General features: G+C 46.5%; 18 protein-coding genes. 3 read left to right on the forward strand and 15 right to left on the reverse strand.

Annotation, left to right across the window (positions count from 1 at the left end; genetic code table 11):
• Positions 1 to 288: 288 nt before the first annotated feature.
• The gene (locus tag L2D08_RS00550; RefSeq protein WP_242231764.1) at positions 289 to 942 is read right to left on the reverse strand and encodes an MtnX-like HAD-IB family phosphatase; all 654 of its coding nucleotides are present in this window, start codon (positions 940 to 942) and stop codon (positions 289 to 291) included.
• Between the two features lie 134 nt (positions 943 to 1,076).
• On the reverse strand, positions 1,077 to 5,387 hold the full coding sequence (locus L2D08_RS24165) for a rhamnogalacturonan lyase family protein (protein WP_304653919.1): 4,311 nt from the start codon (positions 5,385 to 5,387) through the stop codon (positions 1,077 to 1,079).
• A gap of 333 nt (positions 5,388 to 5,720) precedes the next feature.
• On the opposite strand from L2D08_RS24165, the gene L2D08_RS00565 reads away from it, so the two are divergent.
• Entirely contained in the window at positions 5,721 to 6,062 is a 342-nt protein-coding gene (locus tag L2D08_RS00565; protein WP_242231765.1) for a hypothetical protein, read from the forward strand.
• Positions 6,063 to 6,081: 19 nt separating this feature from the next.
• Here the strand turns inward: L2D08_RS00565 and L2D08_RS00570 are convergent, their stop codons facing one another.
• The 4 genes from L2D08_RS00570 to L2D08_RS00585 form a co-directional block, all read right to left on the reverse strand.
• Positions 6,082 to 7,302, reverse strand: coding sequence for a hypothetical protein (locus L2D08_RS00570; protein ID WP_242231766.1), 1,221 nt, complete (start codon positions 7,300 to 7,302; stop codon positions 6,082 to 6,084).
• Entirely contained in the window at positions 7,299 to 8,027 is a 729-nt protein-coding gene (gene nfsA / locus L2D08_RS00575; protein ID WP_242231767.1) for an oxygen-insensitive NADPH nitroreductase, read from the reverse strand. The genes L2D08_RS00570 and nfsA overlap by 4 nt, the downstream gene beginning before the upstream one ends.
• Positions 8,028 to 8,033: 6 nt before the next feature.
• Positions 8,034 to 8,492: a small multi-drug export protein gene (locus L2D08_RS00580; RefSeq protein ID WP_242231768.1), complete on the reverse strand. Its 459-nt coding sequence runs from the start codon at positions 8,490 to 8,492 to the stop codon at positions 8,034 to 8,036.
• A gap of 148 nt (positions 8,493 to 8,640) precedes the next feature.
• Positions 8,641 to 9,123, reverse strand: a complete 483-nt coding sequence (locus tag L2D08_RS00585; protein WP_242231769.1) for an HXXEE domain-containing protein — start codon at positions 9,121 to 9,123, stop codon at positions 8,641 to 8,643.
• Positions 9,124 to 9,231: 108 nt separating this feature from the next.
• Here L2D08_RS00585 and L2D08_RS00590 point away from each other — a divergent pair, with 108 nt between their 5' ends.
• Entirely contained in the window at positions 9,232 to 10,008 is a 777-nt protein-coding gene (locus L2D08_RS00590; RefSeq protein ID WP_242231770.1) for a 3-ketoacyl-ACP reductase, read from the forward strand.
• 139 nt (positions 10,009 to 10,147) lie between these two features.
• Here L2D08_RS00590 and L2D08_RS00595 read toward each other — a convergent pair whose 3' ends face one another.
• On the reverse strand, positions 10,148 to 10,981 hold the full coding sequence (locus tag L2D08_RS00595; RefSeq protein ID WP_242231771.1) for a VOC family protein: 834 nt from the start codon (positions 10,979 to 10,981) through the stop codon (positions 10,148 to 10,150).
• A 442-nt stretch (positions 10,982 to 11,423) separates the two neighbouring features.
• Between L2D08_RS00595 and L2D08_RS00600 the strand changes: the two genes are divergently transcribed.
• Positions 11,424 to 12,113 (forward strand): TerC family protein, encoded by a 690-nt coding sequence (locus tag L2D08_RS00600; protein WP_242231772.1) that lies wholly within the window; start codon positions 11,424 to 11,426, stop codon positions 12,111 to 12,113.
• Positions 12,114 to 12,157: 44 nt separating this feature from the next.
• Here L2D08_RS00600 and L2D08_RS00605 read toward each other — a convergent pair whose 3' ends face one another.
• From L2D08_RS00605 to L2D08_RS00640, 8 genes are all read right to left on the reverse strand, one after another.
• Positions 12,158 to 12,919, reverse strand: coding sequence for a DeoR/GlpR family DNA-binding transcription regulator (locus L2D08_RS00605; RefSeq protein ID WP_242231773.1), 762 nt, complete (start codon positions 12,917 to 12,919; stop codon positions 12,158 to 12,160).
• Positions 12,920 to 12,958: 39 nt separating this feature from the next.
• Positions 12,959 to 13,273: an L-rhamnose mutarotase gene (gene rhaM, locus L2D08_RS00610; RefSeq protein ID WP_242231774.1), complete on the reverse strand. Its 315-nt coding sequence runs from the start codon at positions 13,271 to 13,273 to the stop codon at positions 12,959 to 12,961.
• 85 nt (positions 13,274 to 13,358) lie between these two features.
• Positions 13,359 to 13,634, reverse strand: a complete 276-nt coding sequence (locus L2D08_RS00615; protein ID WP_242231775.1) for a hypothetical protein — start codon at positions 13,632 to 13,634, stop codon at positions 13,359 to 13,361.
• A gap of 32 nt (positions 13,635 to 13,666) precedes the next feature.
• Positions 13,667 to 14,005 carry a Dabb family protein gene (locus L2D08_RS00620; protein WP_242231776.1) on the reverse strand — a complete coding sequence of 113 codons (339 nt, stop codon included), beginning with the start codon at positions 14,003 to 14,005 and terminating at the stop codon, positions 13,667 to 13,669.
• Positions 14,006 to 14,115: 110 nt separating this feature from the next.
• Complete coding sequence (gene rhaA / locus L2D08_RS00625; RefSeq protein ID WP_242231777.1) at positions 14,116 to 15,396, reverse strand: L-rhamnose isomerase; 1,281 nt, start codon at positions 15,394 to 15,396, stop codon at positions 14,116 to 14,118.
• Entirely contained in the window at positions 15,393 to 16,844 is a 1,452-nt protein-coding gene (rhaB, locus tag L2D08_RS00630) for a rhamnulokinase (protein ID WP_242231778.1), read from the reverse strand. Before rhaB ends, rhaA begins: the two co-directional genes overlap by 4 nt.
• An 87-nt stretch (positions 16,845 to 16,931) precedes the next feature.
• Positions 16,932 to 18,998 carry a bifunctional aldolase/short-chain dehydrogenase gene (locus L2D08_RS00635; protein ID WP_242231779.1) on the reverse strand — a complete coding sequence of 689 codons (2,067 nt, stop codon included), beginning with the start codon at positions 18,996 to 18,998 and terminating at the stop codon, positions 16,932 to 16,934.
• Positions 18,999 to 19,147: 149 nt separating this feature from the next.
• Positions 19,148 to 19,927 carry an SDR family oxidoreductase gene (locus L2D08_RS00640; protein WP_242231780.1) on the reverse strand — a complete coding sequence of 260 codons (780 nt, stop codon included), beginning with the start codon at positions 19,925 to 19,927 and terminating at the stop codon, positions 19,148 to 19,150.
• Positions 19,928 to 20,221 lie beyond the last annotated feature (294 nt).

Consider the following 20,221-nt stretch of genomic DNA (forward strand, 5'->3'; position numbering starts at 1 on the left):
AAATTCAAACCGCTTCATTCCAATGGTTTTTACATAATCAAAAAAGCCTCTACGCGAAAATGCCCTGTACATTCACTCGTGCCGATGCTCCTGCACAAGCGCCATAATGTAAAGCAGCGACATCGACTTGAATGACGTGCATTTGCGGCTTTTCTGTCCATTGGATCAAGCGCGTGTGAAATCAAGTGCTCTGAGCCGCTTATTTCAGTTGCAATTCCCCTTATCGTCATCGGGCTGATCAGTTCTTTTAATAGAATGGGGCATGAATGTCATAGGCCAGCGCACGATTCATTCGGGCAGCCTTCCTTCTTTAATTAAATCTGCTTTAACATCATTAAAGCGTTCAAAACGGACATAAGGGACCCCTTTTTCGTCTAATATAGCCGGAAGTGCTTCTTTCGCATACGTGCGGTCCGCAAAAACAGCTGGATGAGAATCCGGCTCACTGTCTCCAGCAAAATAAACGACATCATATTCTTCCTTCAATCGCTGAATTACAATCGCTTTATCAATCCCATACCGTTCTGAATAACTCCAGTGCTCCGGATCAATATCAAGGTGAATATTTTGCTCGCGGTACACGCCTTTATTTGAAAGCACAGTTACGTTTTCCAGCCCGCGGCTTTCTATAATTGGTTTAATATAGTAATCGGTACCGGCGCTTAAAATGAAAAAATCGCCGCCAGCCGCCTGCACAGACCGGACAAACTCCGGTACATCTTCATCAATAGGAATAGACAAAATGTCTTTTGCAATCTGTTCCTCGCTTTGGTGAATGGACCCAAACACTTTCGCCAAAAAATCAATGTCTTTCCACTCGCCGCTTTTCCATTTCGGATATAAATCGCGTCCTTCCGGAAAATACGCATCGATCATAAGCCAGTAAAAATCGCGTTTTGAAATCGTGCCGTCAAAATCAGAAACAAATGCCCACTTTGTCATTCTTTTCCCTCCTGATGGTCTGTTATAACGTCATTATATAAAAGTCATTGTCCAAAAACGAGCAATGTCACATTTTTGTGAAATTATTCACAAAATAATTCTGAAAAAAAGCGGCACTGAGCCGCTTCCTTTCCTTACTTTGTTGGTTCAATACGGGCTTCCGGCTGGCCGTCCATTTCCTCTCCTAAGAAGAAAGATGGATGAGGCGGCTGATTGTAGCCGACATTCTGCCAGGCAACCGCCTGACGGTACTGCAGGTCATGCATTAATGTGTACAGTTTGTGCTCCGTTAAATCCGTTGTCGTGTAAATACGAAGAGCAGAGCTGTCTTCTGTCCGCCAGGCAATTTCTTCACGCCAGTCGCCAAACAAGTCTGCTTGAATGGCCGGATTGCCTTTTGTCGTATTGTTTGAGAATGTTCCTTCTGCCGTTAGTAGATTCACAAGTTTATTTTGCTCGTAATCCCATTTGTCGATCGTACCGACGCCGGCTGCAGCTGATTCGTTATACGTATGATCTGCCAGTTCCCGCAGCAGATCGCCATCCCACCAGATCGCAAAGTTTGCGGATGGAATCGAATCAGAAATCTTTTCTCCCGTTGACGTATGAAGCCCGCCTGCACGGCTGTTCCAGGCGCCTGAAACGGCCCATGCTTCAGCTCCGGCGTGACGCGGGTCAATATCTGCTGCAACTCCCCGTCCCGTGTCCTGTCCGGTTTTCACGCCCCATAAAATACGTCCCGTTTTCGCGTCACGCATATCGTAGCCGTACGGGCCTGTTTTAATTTCCTGGGTCGCAAATACTTCCAGACCTGGATTTGACGGTACAAGATCACTTACATGAAGCGCGTCGCCGTGGCCAAGGCCTGTCGTATAAAGCCCTTTGCCGTTGTCATCAATAACCATCTGTCCGTATACAATTTCGTCTTTGGCATCGCCATCGATATCTGCGACACTAAGCGCATGGTAGCCTTGTCCTGCATAATCCTGCTTGCCTTCGTTTGTATCAAATGTCCATTGCTTCGTTAATGTACCGTTTTTAAACTGGTAGGCGGATACAACGGTGCGTGTATAATATCCGCGCGCCATAATTAAGCTCGGGGTTTCCCCGTCCAAGTAGGCGACTCCAGCAAGAAAACGGTCTACCCTGTTGCCATATGCATCGCCCCAGGAGGCCACATCGCCTCGAGCCGGTGTGTATGGAATGGTCGTTAAAGCTTTGCCTGTTGCGCCTTCAAAAACGGTTAAAAATTCATCACCCTGTAAAACATAACCGCCCGAATTGCGGTGGTCTGCATCGGCGCGTCCGATCACATTTCCCTGCCCATCAACCGTACCGTCTGCTGTTTTCATGGCGACCTCTGCTTTTCCGTCACCGTCAAAATCGTACACAATCATTTGTGTATAATGGGCGCCGGCGCGGATGTTTTTTCCGAGATCAATACGCCATAATTTAGTTCCATCGAGCTTGTACGCATCCATGTATACATTGCCTGTGTAGCCTGACTGGGAATTATCCTTTGAATTGCTCGGATCCCATTTTACAATATATTCATATTCCCCGTCGCCGTCCACATCACCAATGCTTGTGTCGTTCGCCCGGTATTGGTACGGATCACCAAGCGGTGTCACACCCGGCTCCGGTTTATCAAGCGGAATATCCAAATAGTTTTTCTCTATTGCCGTAACAGTTTCATAGCCTTTTTCTTTTCCGGAGACAATCGGACGAATTTCGTATGTGTCACCTGCTTTTCCATCTGGGTCAACCAGGTTCGCCGCACCGGAAACCGGCTGCTTGTTTACTTTTTTTCCATTGCGGAAAACATGAAACTTAACGTCCTTCGGATCTGTGCCCAGTATCCGCCAGCTCACAAACACGCCTTCATCTGTTTCCACTGCCACAGGAGACCGTCTCAAGGACTCTGCCTGCCGCTTTAAAACAGTTACAGCTTCGGTTTGGAGTACATCGGATTCTGCTGAAGCACCGCCTGCGTTTACAGCTGCTGCTTTATAATAATACGGAATCGTTGTCAACACACTGCTGTCTGTAAAAGAAGCAGACGTTGTAACACCAGCAAATTCAAATTTACCATCTGCTGACTCTGAACGGTAAACCGCATAAGAGGAAGCTCCGTCTACAGCATCCCACGTGAATGTCACTTTATTTTTCTCGATATCGGTTACGTTCAAGCCGGCTGGTTTTTGGGGTGCCGGTATATTCGGGTCAATCAATGATACTTCTACTGATGCGGATGGAGCGGTTTCCTGCCCGCTGTCATCTACCGTTGTGACAGCATACGTGTACGTGTATCCAACATGGGCGGTTTTATCCGTGAATTCTGTAGTTGGCACGGTACCCACTTTTTCTGTTTTATCTGTGCCGGCCATTGTCCGGTACACATTGTACTCTTTCGCACCGCCCGCTTCCAGCCATTTTAGTGAGACGGATGGAGCAGCTGGATCAAGAGAAATGTCACTTGCCTGCGGCTGGGATGGTGCGGTTAAAATCGAGGTAAGCTCAATACCGTTTACAATCCCTGTTGCGCCGCTGAACGCAAAGTTCATCTGCCCGTCTTTGATCGAAATATCCGGAATGATTTTGGTTGTATAGTTGTTTTTCGGTGCAGAAACGGTCCCATAGCTCACGCCTTCTACGGCTACATCTGTGCGGGCCGTTCCGCTTAAATCACCGACATACACTTTCGCTGAATAAGAGCCGTTTGGCACATCCGCTGCAAATTCCCATTTGCTGTTAAAGTAACCGACCCAGTCCCGGACAATAGCATCTCCTGCTGCACCGCGGTCACGTCCAATCATACCTGCAGGATTTATAATGCCAAACCCTTTTTCTTTTGAATAAACGGTCGATAGATTGACCTCGTTATATCCTCCTGCTACAGGTGTGCCGGCTAGGCCGAAGTCATATTTGTAAGCAGCCTGCTTTGTCTGCACCGTGATCGTTTGAGACGGCCCGGATTCACCTTTCGCATTTACCGCCGTCACATAAAGGTTGTATGATTTCCCTTCTTCCATGCCTGAAATCGTCAGGCGCGGCAGTGTGCTTGTCCCGATCAGCGAATAAGAATCTGCCGTTGATTCTTTCCGATACACTTTATAAATATCGGTGTTTTCTGTTTCATCCCACGTTAAAAGCGCTCCGGCATTGCTGATATTGCCGGCTTTGACGTTTTTCGGCATGGATGGTACGGCAGCCGGCGGCTCAACAGATGTGACGAATTCTTTTAAACTACTGCTGCTTTTTTCCACTTCACCGGCAACGAGCCGCGCCATTTGAATCGCCCCGTATTCCTGGAAGTGTGTATTATCCTGTGATCCATTTGGGAAAGCGGGATAAACACCGGGATCTGTATGCAGGAAAACAGCAAGCGTGCCTTCAGGACCGATCTCATTAAAATATTCTACGCTCCGGGCGCTTAAATCAACGAGTTCAACATTCATTTCTTCCGCGACTTCTTTCATCCCCTGCACGTATTCAGGGAAGCTGATATTAAATTGTCCGGTTGCTTCTTGAAAATCACGGCGTCCGACCGGTGTGACTAAAACTGGCTCGGCTCCGCGCTGGCGTGCTCCATTGATGTAGGTCTTGAGGTAATTTTTGTAGTCAGGTACAGACGCGTAACGCTCCGGGCGGCTGATGGTCGCGTCGTTATGTCCGAATTGAATGAGGAAGTAATCGTTTGGACGGATGGTTCGCAAAATTTGATCGAGCCGTCCTTCCGTAATAAATGTTTTGGAGCTTCGGCCGCCAATCGACTGGTTGGAAAAAGCAATGTCTTCGTTAAAATAACGTGGAATCATCTGGCCCCAGCCTGCTTCCGGACGCCAGTATTCGTCGTATGTCTGCACAGTGGAATCACCGGCAATGTAAACCGTCGGCTCTTCTCCCGCTGTCCGTTCCGGGAGTTTTTTGATAGACAGTCCATTGATAACAGGCGCTGTTCCCGTCCATTGAAGTGTCAGCTGGCCGTCCACAAGTGCGATTTCAAAGGTGCGTTCCGTAAACTCACCGGCTGCCGCAACCGTATTCTGTACTTTTTGAATACTTTCGGCCATCACGCCGGTTTCTGTTTGTTCCAATGCGTCCCCTGAAGTAATGGTTACAGCATAATCACCATTGGGCAAATCAACTTGAAATTTGGATGCGCCAGGCCGGACGAAATCTGATTGAACCGGATCCTCTCCTGTTCGTTCTACAGAAGATAAAGATTCGGCATCTGTAAAGCCAAAGCCGGTGCTGCCATCATACAGGCTTCCGTCCGTTACCTGCACGGCTCCTTCTTTCACTGGGCTGTCTGCTGTGCCAAAGTCAAATTCTTTTACTGTATCTGTTTCTTCCGCCTGGATAACAGCAAGCGGCGGAACACTGGAAACAGCAAGCATCGTTCCCATAACAGCCGCTGCTGCCCTCTTGTGCTTCTTGGCCATCTTATCCCTCCTTTGTTTATGTAAGCACTTACAATGATCATCGTAATCTCGTAAACGCCATTTGAATAGCCAAAAAACAGTTGTGATTGTTTAAAAAGTAGATATTCATGCTCCCTTTTTTAAGAATAAAAATTTAGACCTATGACTTATAGAAGTACTTTTAGATTTTTTTTACAAACAGCAGGAAAATGGAATGATCTGTTTTTTAAACAAGTATTTAACAGTAAAAACAAGACACATAAAAGAGCTTTGCTCAACGTGTAGACAAATAAAATCTATTGTCAAAGGATTTCTTTCGTTTCTTTTCTTGTGCAAGGTGTGCAGGCGGTTGGTATGAGAGCCAATATGCGGTTAAATAAGACTGCACAGCTTAATAGATACACCTGCCTGTCCTATCACCAAAGTGGTAAAAGTGCAGGTGGAGATGCGCTTTTTGCTGATTTTTCGAAACAAATGGGGAACCGGCCGGACAAAGATTCCTGCGGGCTGCACAGTGAGTCGGGAGACCCCGCAAGGCGTGCGCCGAGGAGGCTCCTGCACTGCCGGCGCGAAGTCCGGCCGGCTTCCCCTATCGGCTCTTTTTTCTCGAAAAGTCTCCTGCCTGTTTTCGGCGGTGAAAATTTTCATAAAAAAAGACTGACGACAAAGTCGTCAGTCTCAGCAAAGCTCTTTTGAAAAAAGAGCTTTGCTTTTTTTACAAAAACAACACTTCTCCGGTGGCTGCGTGAACAGCTGCATGTGAATCGAGCTTGCCATTCAGCCGGTACTTGTCACCATTATACACATACATTGGTATGACCGTGATGTGCGGCTTGATCTTATCAAATGCTTCATTTTTTGTAAGCACTGGTTTGGCGGCTTTTTGGAATTCAGCACATGCATCCGTCATCCAGCTGCTTTTATCTACATAATGAACGGCTTTATATGACTCGGGATCAATAAATACATCGTACATTCTTGGAATGACGGTAATGTCTTTTGTGTTTACCAGCCTGGCTTTGACCATGCCATTCGTCCGGCTTATGTCCGCCAGCGCCCATTCACCGCTTTCTTTTGGGACATACGTCTGCAAAAAAGCAGTAGCTGCTTCGCGTACTTTTGCCTGCGTTTTTTTCGTTAACGGCTTTGTGTCGGGATGAGGCGGAAACCGAAGAAGTTCTTCTTCAGCGATCTCTGCAGGCCCCAGCTGCAAAAGCTTTCGCTTTACCCGCTGGTTTTTTGCACTTTTCCACGTTAGGATGTCCTGCTTCTGTAAAACCGCTTTTCCTGTTTTATTATCGACAAACACATCATCTATCATAAACAGCGGCAGCCATTTTTCTTCTTTCATAAGCGGGTATTCCACAAATACGAGCCGCTCTTTTGCCAGGGATTCAAGCGCGGCGGCATCAAGCTGGAACTCTGCTTCTTCCGCTTCATCCGGCACAAGTCCGTAAGCAGAAAACAGAGTCAGCTTTTTTTGTTCATCCATTTCCACTGTAACCGAGCCGCCCGGCGTAACAGGCACGCCTTTGTATGCAAGGTCAAATGTAAAGGAATCTGTCTCCGCTCTTGTATCTATAAACTGGCTTCCATAGGTCCAGCCGGTTTCCTGTTCAATAAACCGGATGACTTCTTCCCTGTCCCCGCTTAAAAACGAAAAGCCATGCTCGGGCGCCCGTCCGCCCACAAACACAACATTGGTCAGCCGTCCTGTTTTCGGGTCAAGCTCTATAACAGCCGTGCCTTCTGGATTTGTTTCGTCTTCTTTACGCTCGGAATGTCCCGGGGGAAGCCATTCACTCGTAAAACGATAGCTGGTTTCGTTCCACTCGTTTTTTTCATACGTGGCCAACGTCTCCAGGCATGTGTAGTCTTCCAGGCCAAATTTTGACCTGACCATGTCGACCCATTGGGCCAATTGCGCATGTTTCACTTCTTTAAGAACCCCTTCCCCTGAACAAAATCAAGCATATACGCACGGCGCGGCTGCGATAAATAATCGGCCATCCCCTCGGTCCAGCCGGCTGACTTGTTGTTGGTAGAACGGCTGGCGTAGTACGTGCGGATCACATCATCGTACTCATCTAAAATCGTTTCATATTTTGCTTCATCGTATTCATTCGTATGCAAAACAGCTTGCACCGGCAGACGTGGTTTTACTTCATTGCGTTCAGCCGGAACGCCAAATGTTAAGCCGAATAACGGAATCACATGCTCAGGCAGGTTTAACAGCTCACTGATCGGCCCGGGATTATTACGGACACCGCCAATATAGCAAATCCCATAGCCTTTTGATTCAGCCGCAATAACGAAGTTTTGAGCGAAAAGAGCTGTATCAATCACCGCCACCATAAAGTTTTCGGCTGTGCCCGCTTCGACCGTTTTTCCGTGCTTTTTGGCTGCATAATCAAGCCGCTTTAAGTCCGCACAAAATACAAGCGCACGTGCCGCGCCTTTGATTTGAACCGGGTTTTTTGACAGTTCGGCAAGCTTGTCCCGTTTGTCCGCATCTGTTACATCGACAATGGAGTAGGCCTGAACAAAGTGCGATGAAGCCGCACCTTGAGCTGCTTCGATCAAGTCATGAAGCTGCTCTTCTGTAACAGGTTCATCTGTGTATTTCCGAACGGAAACATGTGATTTCAAGAACTCTAGCATAAATGATCATCCTTTCATTTGTTGAAGAAAAAAGTCAAAGCCAAGCACTGTAGCAATGCCAATAATAAGCGTCCAAAGAGCGATACTGACTGTTATCCACAATGTTGTCCATCCTCTGCTTGCCCCGAATGACAGCCCGATGAATACTGCAATATGCGTACCGATAAACAGGGGACCGAGCAGTGCGAGCGCCGGAAATCCGTATCGATTCATGATTTGGCGCGCACGGTCTGCTTGTTTTGTTCCTTTGAGGCCCGTTCGCTCCAGCCGTTTTTTCAGCCAGACTTCTACCTTTGAAAAAGCGGCAATTAAGAGAAGCACTGTCATCATATTGCCTGTGAACGCCAGCAGCATGACCCAAAAAGGTGACAGGCCGCGCACAATTCCGACTGGAATCACAAGCGCAATCTCCATCCAGGGGATCGCAGCTGCGATAAAAACAAGCGCATACTCAATGAGCTGCATCCATCTGCCTCCATCTTCTTGTTATTCTTACTTTAACGAAGGGCTGTCCTCCCCGCAACTAAAGAGTATCCAGTGCTTTCTGTTCTTCGTTTTAGCCTCCAGCAATCCGGCAGGAAACCGGCCCTGCTGGTTGCCATCGTTTTGAAAGTTAATAAGAGCTGATTCGTGAAATAACGCCGCCTATCCATAGGGCTGCCCATGTGGTAGAGGGATAAGTAAGCAGGCTGCCGAGCAGAACGAAACGCATAAGTTTTCTTTCCAGAAACGGCCGTACCTGCCGGATAAAAAGAAGAAAGATTACAAGAATCACACAAGCGGAGGCCGCACCCGGATTATAAGCCCTGAACACAGCGAGCAGCACAATATGCTGGGCAGCGTTGAAAAAAATGGTCCCATAAACGAACAGCAGAAAGGCTTTTGACTTTCTAAAGGTTACAACAAGAAAGAAAACGAGGATAGTCAGGAAAACGACAGCTGCTGTGAATTGACGCTGTGTGACCGCTTCAATACTAAACCGGTTGCGTAAAAAAGATATCATTCCAAAGGATTCCTCTATGTTATGTACAAGAAAAAGAACAGGCGGTCCCCATTTACATAAGTGCCATCCAGCCTGCTGTTTGATTGGCGCCACAATATTCCCTCCCTTCCATTTATTAAACCATAGAAAGCATATCCATTGTCCGCTCGGCGGCAGGCTGATAAGATAAAGCGAAGAGATTTATTGGAGGAGGAATATACTTTGGCACAATCATTACAAGGAAAAAAAGCCATTATTACAGGTGGAGGCCGCGGCATCGGACGCGCGATTGCAGAAGCGCTCGCAGCGGAAGGTGTACATATTGGCTTGATCGGACGGACAGAAGAACATGTACAAGCAGTAGCAGAGGACCTCGGGTTAAATCCGGAAGTGTCAACACGTGATATGTGCGGCCGCCCCGTACTGATGCCGTCTAAGATAGAAATTAAAACAGCGTTCGCAGCGGCGGATGTTTCAAATCTAGAAGAAGTAACAGCAGCTGTTGAAAAAGTGAAAGCAGAGCTTGGCGGGGTAGACATTCTCATCAACAATGCCGGCATCGCAAAATTTGGCGGTTTTATGGACCTTGATCCGGACGAATGGAAAAAAATTATCGATGTCAACCTGATGGGTGTGTACAATGTAACACGCGCTGTGCTGCCGGATTTAATCGAGCAACAATCAGGCGACATTATTAACATTTCTTCGACTGCAGGCCAAAAAGGAGCGCCAGTCACAAGCGCCTACAGCGCATCTAAATTTGGCGTGCTTGGCTTGACGGAATCTCTTGCGCTTGAAGTACGGAAGCACAATATTCGAGTCACAGCTCTGACACCAAGTACAGTAGCAACGGACCTTGCAGTTGAAAATAACTTGACGGACGGCAATCCTGACAAAGTAATGCAGCCGGAAGACATCGCGGAATTTGTCGTGGCACAGCTGAAATTAAACAGCCGTACATTTATCAAATCAGCGGGACTTTGGTCAACTAATCCATAAAAATAAGTAAACGCGCCGGAACTGCCGGCGCGTTTTTTATATGTGAAGCGACTGTTTGTATCAGCTTCTCCGTTTCTAAAATGTTTTTCGTCTCTCATTAAAAGCCTGCTGCATAAAATCGGGGCAGGCCGGCTGCTTTTTAAACGAGAAGACGAATCCGATTTCCGGCCGGGTCTTCTGTTACATACTGATCGACGTTAGCACCTGTATTTTGAAGGCGTGCCACCGCTTCTTCTCTTGCTTCCTCATTCGGAAACACAATTGTATACCAATTGAGCCCTGCACTGTTTTTGGCTGGAAGCGGCGCGCCAACCCCCTGCCATGTATTTAACGCAATGTGGTGATGATATCGGCCGGTTGAGGTGAAAATCGCCTGAGGATAATGGCTGACAATCTCAAAGCCAAGACCTTCCGTGTAAAAACGCTCTGCATCCGGAATATTCGAAACATGCAGATGAATGTGCCCCATGATTGTTCCAGCAGGAAGACCCGTAAATGCTTCTTCACTTTCCGCAAGAATACTGTCCCCGTCGAGCTGGACAGTAGCCATATCAACCAGTCCATCGTTCCACGTCCATTCTGACGCCGGACGGTCGCGGTACACTTCAATGCCGTTGCCGTCAGGATCATCGAGGTAAATCGCTTCGCTCACGTAATGGTCGGCCGCGCCAAAACGGTAGCCTGTTTGCAGCAGGTGGCGTAAAAACTGAGCCAAATCTTTTCGCTCCGGCAGCAGAATCGCAAAATGATACAGGCCTGACGTACGTCCTGCTTTCGGTGTGACACCTTCTGGCTGCTCCAGTGTTACCAGCGCTGTTTGTCCATTCGCTGTTAATACAGCCTGCTCCTCGGACTGTGACAACACTTTTAAGCCGATTATTTGCGTATAAAATGTAATCGATCTATCCAAATCTGTTACACGAATACTCACTTCTCCAACAAACGTATGCGGTTTTTCATGAAAATGATTCATGTTCTATTCTCCTCTTATGTTACCTTTTTTATTTTAGTTACTTTATGTAACATATTATACAAATGATCAAAAGTGAAAGTCAAGCATCCTGAGGACCCTTTAAAAGTGCTTTTTTGTAGAAAAGTGAATATAGTATAAACAAACAAGGGATCATTATCAGCCTTTACGAAAAATAATGGCTTTCAATAAAAAAATCAATCTTAAAGTATCTTTTCTTTTAGCGCTTCACCTGTTACAATAAACCCACAAGCATTATGAACTGAATATCGCCTTCATCCGTAAAGGGGAGTAGCGTCAGGAAACTGAAATAAAGTCGTCATTACGTGGAATTCATTCCTCCGGCTTTATTGACCTATTGATTTAGTGTTTAGCGAGACCTTTGCCATATACCTATGGCAGAGGTCTCTTTTATTTTGATTAAAAATAAAAAGGAGATGGGCAAATGGAAACAGAATTTATAACCGCATTATTTGCTATTATTATGATTGACCTTGTGCTCGCTGGCGACAACGCCATCTTGATCGGTCTTGCTGCACGCAAGCTTCCGAAGGAACAACAAAAGAAAGTAATCCTTTGGGGAGCAATCGGGGCCATTGTGATTCGTGCAATCGCCACATTGCTTGTCGTGTACCTGCTTGAAATTCCAGGCTTGCACTTGATTGGCGGCATCCTGCTTGTGTGGATCGCGTATAAACTGCTTGTGGAAGAAGAAGAGCATGAAGTCAATGCAGCTGACTCCCTATGGGGGGCCGTTAAAACGATTATCATCGCAGATGCTTTGATGGGACTTGATAACGTTTTAGCTGTTGCCGGCGCTTCTCACGGAAATATGTGGCTTGTGGTCATCGGCTTGCTTGTGTCGATTCCAGTTGTGATGTGGGGCAGTACGTTAATTTTGAGAATGATTGAGCGTTACCCGATTATCATTATGATTGGGGCAGCGATTCTTGGCTGGACAGCATCGAAAATGATTGTTGGCGAACCATTTATGAACGGATACTTTGCCAACCCATTCATCAAATACGGCTTTGAGATTGTCGTCGTAGCAGGTATTTTACTGGCTGGTGCATTGAAACAGCGCAAAATGGCCAAAGAAAAAAACGATACACGCCTGGATGAAAATGCCCTTTAATACATTCAAACAGCCTGCTTTCTTTATGAAAGCAGGCTGTTTTTTTATTCCACAATGGCAACCTGGATCTGCCGTTCGTCCAATCCCCTTTTTACGGCTTCATCCAATCCTCTGTCTGTAATCACTTCATAAAGACCATTTGGCGGTCCAATCGATGAAAAAGCACGCTTGCCGAATTTGCTTGAATCAGCCATTAAAAACACTTCATCTGACTGCTCCATCATTTTCTTTTTTAAAAGAGCCTGCTGCTCATTGGAATCACTCAGACCTGCATCAAGATGAACGGCTTTGCAGGACAAAAAGGTTTTGTTCACATGGTATAAATCAAGAGAACGTTCCGCCAGCGGCCCAACAAATGATAATGACTTTGGCAGAAGAATACCGCCGGTTGAAATCACGTTGATCCGTTCTTTTTTACTTAGTTCCATCACTACTTTTATCGAATTCGTAATAACCGTCAGTGTCATATTCGGCAGCGCCTTCGCCATATACCAGGCCGTCGTGCTTGCATCTAAAATAATGCGGTCCCCTTCCTGCACCCGCTTGGCTGCTTCATGTGCGATTACTTTTTTTTCCTGTACATTTATAATGACACGCTCGGAAAAATGCACTTCCGATTCTTCATCCTGCATGCTGACCGCACCGCCATGACTTCGCTGCAGTTTGCCTTCCTTTTCGAGCTTTTCAAGATCGCGGCGAATTGTTTCTTCCGTGACGGAGAAAATATCGCTCAGCTCTGATACGCGGATACTTGACCGTTCATTCACCAGCTCTACAATTTTTTGATGTCTCTCTGCTACCAGCATCCTTTTGCACCTGACCTTTGTTTGTTTTTGTTTATTTTATCATGCCAAATAAAAAACGTCTTTCAGCTCCACCGCCACTGGACTGTTATCCGGATTCGTCTCCATTATCGGCTCCATAAACGCCCACCATTTTCGGCATACTTCTGTCTCTGCCATTTGAGCCCATTTTTCTTCACTCTCAATTTCCACATAAGCAAACAGCTTGCCCGTCGCTTCCTCTAAGAAAATTGAGTAGTTGCGCGCTCCATGGGCCCGCAGTTCCTCTGCCAGCTCAGGCCATAGCTCATCATGACGCTTTTTATATTCCTTATACTGGTCTTTATACACAGTCATCATAGTCGCTTTTCGAATCATCGCCTACACTCCGTTTCTTTTTGTTTTATCATAACTTATTTTTGTTTGTTTTTGAATACCCTTTCAAAACAAAAAAACCGGACGTTTACAAAATCCAGTTTCTTTTATGTTCAATCTCCTCCACCTGCATATGCCTATTGATTGTTGAAGACATGCCATTTGTTTTACAAATTAGCACAGCTAATCTTTTCCATAAAAAAACCGGTACTTGTTGTAAGTACCAGTTTCCGTGTGTAGACGAAGTCTCTCGCTTTAAAAAAGAGCCGATAAATGAAGACTGCCGGACTGCGCGTTCCACAGGCAGTCCGGCAGTCTTCACTAAGTCGTGTTGAAGATCCATAAGCAAGGATTGACTAGACATCTTCTCTTTTGTTTATTTGCAACCGCTGCTTTTTACCAGGCAACTTCATAATCCACTACGATGACATTGTCGATTAATCCTTCAATTTCGGACAGAAATTTTTCATGCAGCGGGTGTGTCTGGTACTCTGTTAAAGACTGTTTGTCTTTAAATGTAACATGCAGGCCTAATGTGTACCCTTGTGCCTGTTCTACTTCATCTGTTGCGTTAATGCCGGCTGTTACCTTCATAATACCCGGGATTTCTCCTTGAAACTTCAGCAGCTGCAGTGCCAGCTCCTGCTGCTTTTCCATTGTTACCTCTTCTTTAAATTTAAAAGACACCAAGTGTTCGTACATGTTTGCTACACACCTTCCTTTTTTTCCGTTCACTCGTTTTATTCCCCATTTTTCCAGCGGATATGCAAAAGAAAAAGCCGCCCCGTGGAAGATCATCTCCGGGGCGGCCTTTCGCAAAAGAACTTTTTCTTGGTTTTTCTGTTTTATTTGCTTACTTCCTGCTCTTTTTGTGACCGTTTCGACAAAACCGTTTCTTCGTATTGCTTTACCTCATTCAGCCAGCTCTCTTTCACCGGCACGTTCATTTGCTCACAGTAGTAATCCCAGACAGCGCCGAACGGATACGTTTTAAACTCTTCCATCAAAGCAAGGCGTTCGGTGAAGTTTCCTTCCTCCTGCAGCTGCTTTAAGTGCTCGTTCGGCACGAGAAGCGCATACAGCAGTGCTTTAATCATATTGCGTGTACCAATCGTCCACGCTGCTACACGGTTAATGCTTGCATCAAAGAAATCAAGGCCGATAATCACTTTGTCGAGCGCATCGTTACGGACAATTTCAAGCGCAATTTCCCGAAGCTCGTCATCTAAAATGACAACATGGTCACTATCCCAGCGAACTGGTCGCGATACATGCAATGCCAGCTTATCTGCATAAAGCAGCATGGACGAAATTTTGTTTGAAACTGTTTCAGTCGGATGATAATGCCCCGTATCAAGCAAGCATAGTTTGTTGTTTTTCAGCGCATAACCGAGATAAAATTCGTGAGACCCCACCACATAAGACTCAGAGCCGATTCCGAACACTTTGCTTTCCACAGCATCCAGGTGGTACTGTTCATCGATATCTTCAGCAAAAATTTGATCCAATGACTCTTTTAATCTCTTGCGGGGCGTCAGGCGGTCACTTGGAATGTCCTTATATCCATCTGGAATCCAAACATTCGTTAAGCAGGGCGTTCCAAGCTCACGGCCAAAATGCTCACCAATTTTGCGAGATGCGATGCAGTGATCAATCCAAAACCTTCGGATTTCTTCGTCCGGATGCGAAAGCGTCAAGCCGTCTGCTGCTTTTTCGTGTGAAAACAGCGTCGGATTAAAATCAAGGCCAAGGCCATGCTGTTTTGCCCAGTGAACCCAGTTATCGAAATGCTCTGGCTTTAATTGGTCACGGTCGACTGCCTCTCCGTTCGTTTCCGCATATAAAGCATGCAGATTTACCCGGTGCGTACCCGGAATAAGCGACAATGCTTTTTCTAAATCTGCCCGCAGCTCTTCCGGTGTGGCCGCCTTGCCCGGGTAATTCCCCGTAACATCAATGCCGCCCGATAATTCACTTTTGTTCACTTCAAATCCGCCAATATCATCACCCTGCCAGCAATGAATCGAAATGGGCACTTTTTTCAATATTTCAAGTGCTGTATCTACATTGATCCCCCACTTGGCATATGCCTGTTTCGCTGCTTCGTATTGTTCTTTTACGCTCATACTCTTTCACCCTTTCGATGTTGATTAAACTGTTCTATTCGTTTTGCTGCCTGCTCCTGCGGTGAAAATATTTGGAGCGGAAATGAAGCTCGAATAAGTTCCCTTCCTTCCTGCAGGCTGCCAAGTTCTTTTGAAGCGATCATCTGCATCATTAAATTGCCAACCGCTGTTGCTTCCGAAGGGCCCGCATAAACCGTTCTCCCGCTTATATTTGCAGTAAGCTGGTTAAGCAGTTCATTGTTCGCTCCGCCGCCGACAATGTGCAGCCGGTCAATCCGCTGGCCGGTCATTTCTTCGAGATCTCGAATCGCAATGGCATAAATAATAGCCAGGTTGCCGTACACACAGGCGGCCAGCTCACCGGCGGTTTCCGGGACAGGCTGATTGGTTTCACGGCAGTACGATTTGATTTCTTCGACCATGTTAGCCGGGTTTAAAAAACGGTCATCATTTAAGTCGACAAACTGGCGGAAATGCTCCACGTTTCTCGCTTCATCTACAAACTCGGCGAACGTGTAATCAACCGGGAGATGCCGGCGCACTTCCTGCATAATCCACATGCCCATAATATTTTTTAACAAGCGGTATGTGCCGAAAACACCCCACTCATTCGTATAATTGTCTTCAAGAGACAGCTCACTGATCACTGGCTCAGCCGACTCAATCCCCAGCAGAGACCAGGTGCCGCTGCTTAAATACGCCCAGTTTTCGCCTTCTCCTGGTGTACCGGCAATGGCGGAAGCGGTGTCATGTGACGCAGCGACTATTACGCGGCAATCCGGCAGATCTGCTCCTGGAAAACGTTCCTTTGCAAGAGGGCCAAGCTCCTCCCCCGGTTCCGCGAACGGCGGAAATTGGCGGCGTTCAATGGACAGTAATGCCAGCAGTTCTTCATCAAAATCACGCGTTTTCACATTCAGCATTTGCGTAGTCGATGCATTGGTCACTTCTGTAACTGCACGTCCAGTCAGGCAGTATCCCAGATAATCAGGCACGAGCAAAATATGTTTTGCGCGCTTGATGAGCTCTTGTTTTTCTTCATATAATTGATAGATTGTATTAAACGGTAAAAATTGAATACCTGTTTTTTCGTAAATGCTCTTTTTGTTTATATGCCGGCTGATTTTGCTTATCGTCTGCTCAGTCCGGCTGTCCCGATAGGCAACGACTTCTTGCAAGCGGTTACCATTTTCATCAACCAGTACATAGTCAACCGCCCACGTATCAATCCCTACGGTGACAGAATGATAGCCACGTTGTTTCGCTTCAGCCAGTCCTTTAATGATTTCATTAAGTAAATGATCAATGTCCCAATAACACGTCCCATCTACTTCCCGAAATCCATTGGCAAAACGGTGAATTTCGTTCATCACAAGCTTGCCGTCTTTTATTTCGCCCGCTACAAGCCGGCCGCTTGAAGCGCCGATATCTACTGCAATATGCGCCATTTCCATCACTCCTTCTTTCATGCCAAAAGCAGCCGGACTGCCTGTGCCATTAAGGCATAAAGCAGTCCCTTGCCTGCTGATGAAGCCTTATCGCGCAAACGCTGCCGGCACACCGCCGTCAACTGTAACCATGCAGCCCGTTGTTTTGTCGGCTTTGGATGAAGCGAAAAACGCAATGGATTCCGCAATGTCAGACGGATAAATGTTTACAAGCAGCGTTGTGCGCTTTCGGTAATGCTCTTCCAGCTGATCCGGTTCAATGCCGTATGCTGCCGCACGTTCATTGCGCCAGTTGGAGCCCCAAATAGCCGATCCCTGCAGCACGGCATCCGGCAGCACCGAATTTACACGAATGCCAAACTCGCCGCCTTCTGCTGCAATACAGCGGGCCAGGTGTGTTTCAAGCGCTTTTACGGCACTGTAAGCCGAAGCATTTTTCCCAGCGTACACAGAGTTTTTCGAACCGACAAATACCATGTTGCCGCCGATGCCCTGCTGTTTCATTTGCTTGAACGCTTCACGCGCCACAAGGAAATAGCCTGTGCCAAGTACATTTATGTTTAAATTCCATTCTTTCAAAGATGTTTCATCAAACGGGCTGGATGTCGCAAGGCCTGCATTATTCACGATTGAATCTACACCGCCAAACGTAAGGGCTGCTTTGGCAAAAGCCGCCTGCACCTGCTCTTCGCTGGTCACATCCATTTTCACAGCAGCCGCGCGTTGTTCCTTGTACTGCTCATTAATTTCAGCCGCTACTTTTTCCGCTCCTTCAAGATTCAAGTCAGCCAGCACTACATGAGCGCCCTCTGACACTAAACGGCGGGCTGTCGCGCTGCCAATCCCGCCGGCACCGCCTGTAATAAATGCGACTTTGCGGGAAAATTCTGCTTCAGCTGGCGCCAGAGACAATTTGTACAGCTCGAGCGGCCAGTATTCTACGTTATAGGACTCGTTTTCACTTAAGGATACAAATTCACCAAGAGCCGTTGAGCCTTTCATAACCGCAATTGCACGATGGTAAAGGCCGCCGCTCACATTTGCCATTGTGATGTTTTTGCCGGAGTTTACCATACCGACACCCGGAATAAGGGTTACACGCGGTGCCGCCTCAAACATCACATCGCCTTCGTTTTTGTTTCGTTCGAAGTACTCTTTATATTCGGCTTTAAACTGTTCTACACCTGCTTTTACTTTCCCGATCAGCTCTTCCGTCGTACCGTTCTGCGGATCCCAATCAATATAAAGCGGCTTCATTTTTGTGTGAACAAGATGATCCGGGCAGGCTGCACCTATCTGTGAAAGCGTGCCGGCATTTCTGCTGTTGACAAATTCGAGCACATCTTCTGCATCATCATAAGTAAGAATCATTTTCTTTTCATCGCTGACTGCACCGCGGATCACTGGCATCACAGCCGCTAATACGTTTTGGCGCTCCTCTTCCGTTAATGACTCGTAAACCTGGCCGCCAAATGCTTCTGTTTGTTTTTGTTTGTTTTGGATATAGTTTTCTGCTTCGTTAATGATATTGATGGTTTGGCTGTATGCCTCTTCGGATGTTTCTCCCCATGTAACCAGTCCGTGTTTTTCCATAAGGACAAGCTCTGCGTTTGGGTTGTTTTTTACCCCTTCTGCAATCATTTTAGATAGGGTAAAGCCCGGGCGCACATAAGGAACCCATACAAAACGGTCGCCGTAAATTTCTTTGGCAATCTCTTTCCCATTGTCCGCGCAGCAAAGGCTGATAATCGCGTCTGGATGTGTATGGTCAACGTGTTTAAATGGCAGGAACGCATGTAAAAGCGTTTCAATCGACATACGCGGATGCTTGCTGTCGATCATGCAATGCGTCAAGTACTCTACCATTTCTGCATCCGGCATTTCATCGCGCTCAATAAGCGGACGGATATCTTCCAGGTTTAAGCCGGTAAAATTCTCTGCTTTCATTGTGGCTAAATCGGAACCGCTTCCTTTTACCCATATCACTTCAATATCGCGTCCCCGAAAATCTTTTTCGGTTGTTTTCATAGATGTATTGCCGCCGCCCCAGTTACATACAGCGCGGTCAGAACCGATTAAATTGGAACGGTAAACCAGTTCTTCTACACCTGATTTTGCTGCCGCTTCATTGGACTCCCATAAGTTTTTGACCATTTTGTTTTCCTCCACCCTTAATCTTTATTTATGTTTGTTTTATTGTACAATATATTTGTTTATTTTTGAATATATTTTTTTGTTTTTTGTTTTTTCTTTTCCCCATACAAAAAAACCCCTCTCAGCTGTTTAAGCTGGAAGAGGTTGAGTTATCCCTTTAAAAGTGTCTCCGCCCCGTCTACATACACTTCTGTTCCTGTGATATGGGAAGCGTCTCCGGAAACTAGAAAAGCAAACAAGCTGGCAACCTGCTCTGGCTGGCCCGGTTTTTTCGTAAGTGGAATAGCATTTTTCGGGATATCGAGCGGAAAATGAATGTCTTTGATTCGCTCAGATGTATCCATCGACTCAAAAATATTTGTATCAATAGAGCCTGGACAAATCGCATTGACTCGAATACGATATTGAGCAAGCTCAAGCGCTGCCATTTTAGAAAAAGCAGCAATGGCAGCTTTAGATGTACTATACGCGCTGAACCCTTCCTGAGCAAACTGGTGGCTGCCGCTGACCGAGCTTGTCAGCACGATGCTTCCGCCTCTTTCTTTCATATAAGGGATAGCCGATTTCACGGTCACAAAGGTGCCAACCACATTGTTTTCAAGGGTTTTTGCCCAATTTTCTTTGGTAAAATGCTCGATTGGGGAAACAGTCCCCAAAATGCCGCCATTCGCAAAAACACAGTCAATACTGCCTGCTTCTTCGGCGGTTTTTTGCATCACGCGTGCCATCCCCTGTTCATTGGTTATATCCTCATGAAAAACAAGCACTTTTCCTCCAGCGAGCCGGATTTCTTCGGCTGCGACACTCAGCCGTTCAGCGTTCAGGTCAACAAGACTGATCAGAACCCCGTCTGCAGCAAGACGAAGAGCAGCTGCTTTTCCGATGCCGGATGCCCCGCCTGTAATCACAGCTGTTTTCTTTGTTTTCATGTATATAGCTCCTTTTGTTGGACTCTTTTTGTTTATACCCTGTTTCTTTTCGTTTACCCATCAAAATGTGCCAGCTGAACAGCTGGCACCTGTATACAAAATGAAAAAAGCCTGCGCCAGGCTCCCGGCATAGGCTTCTTCCATTCCCTTTGTGAAACGGGAATTTGCTGGAGAAGATCTGCTTATATCCAGCAGTCTACTCTGCCTATTCGCAGGAACCGCTAAATGGATTCAGCCGGCGTTTTTTGAAAACCTCGCCGCTTCAAGCAAATCATTCATCCTGTACAGAGCATG

The organism is Domibacillus sp. PGB-M46 (assembly GCF_022668875.1).
Lineage (GTDB): Bacteria > Bacillota > Bacilli > Bacillales > Domibacillaceae > Domibacillus.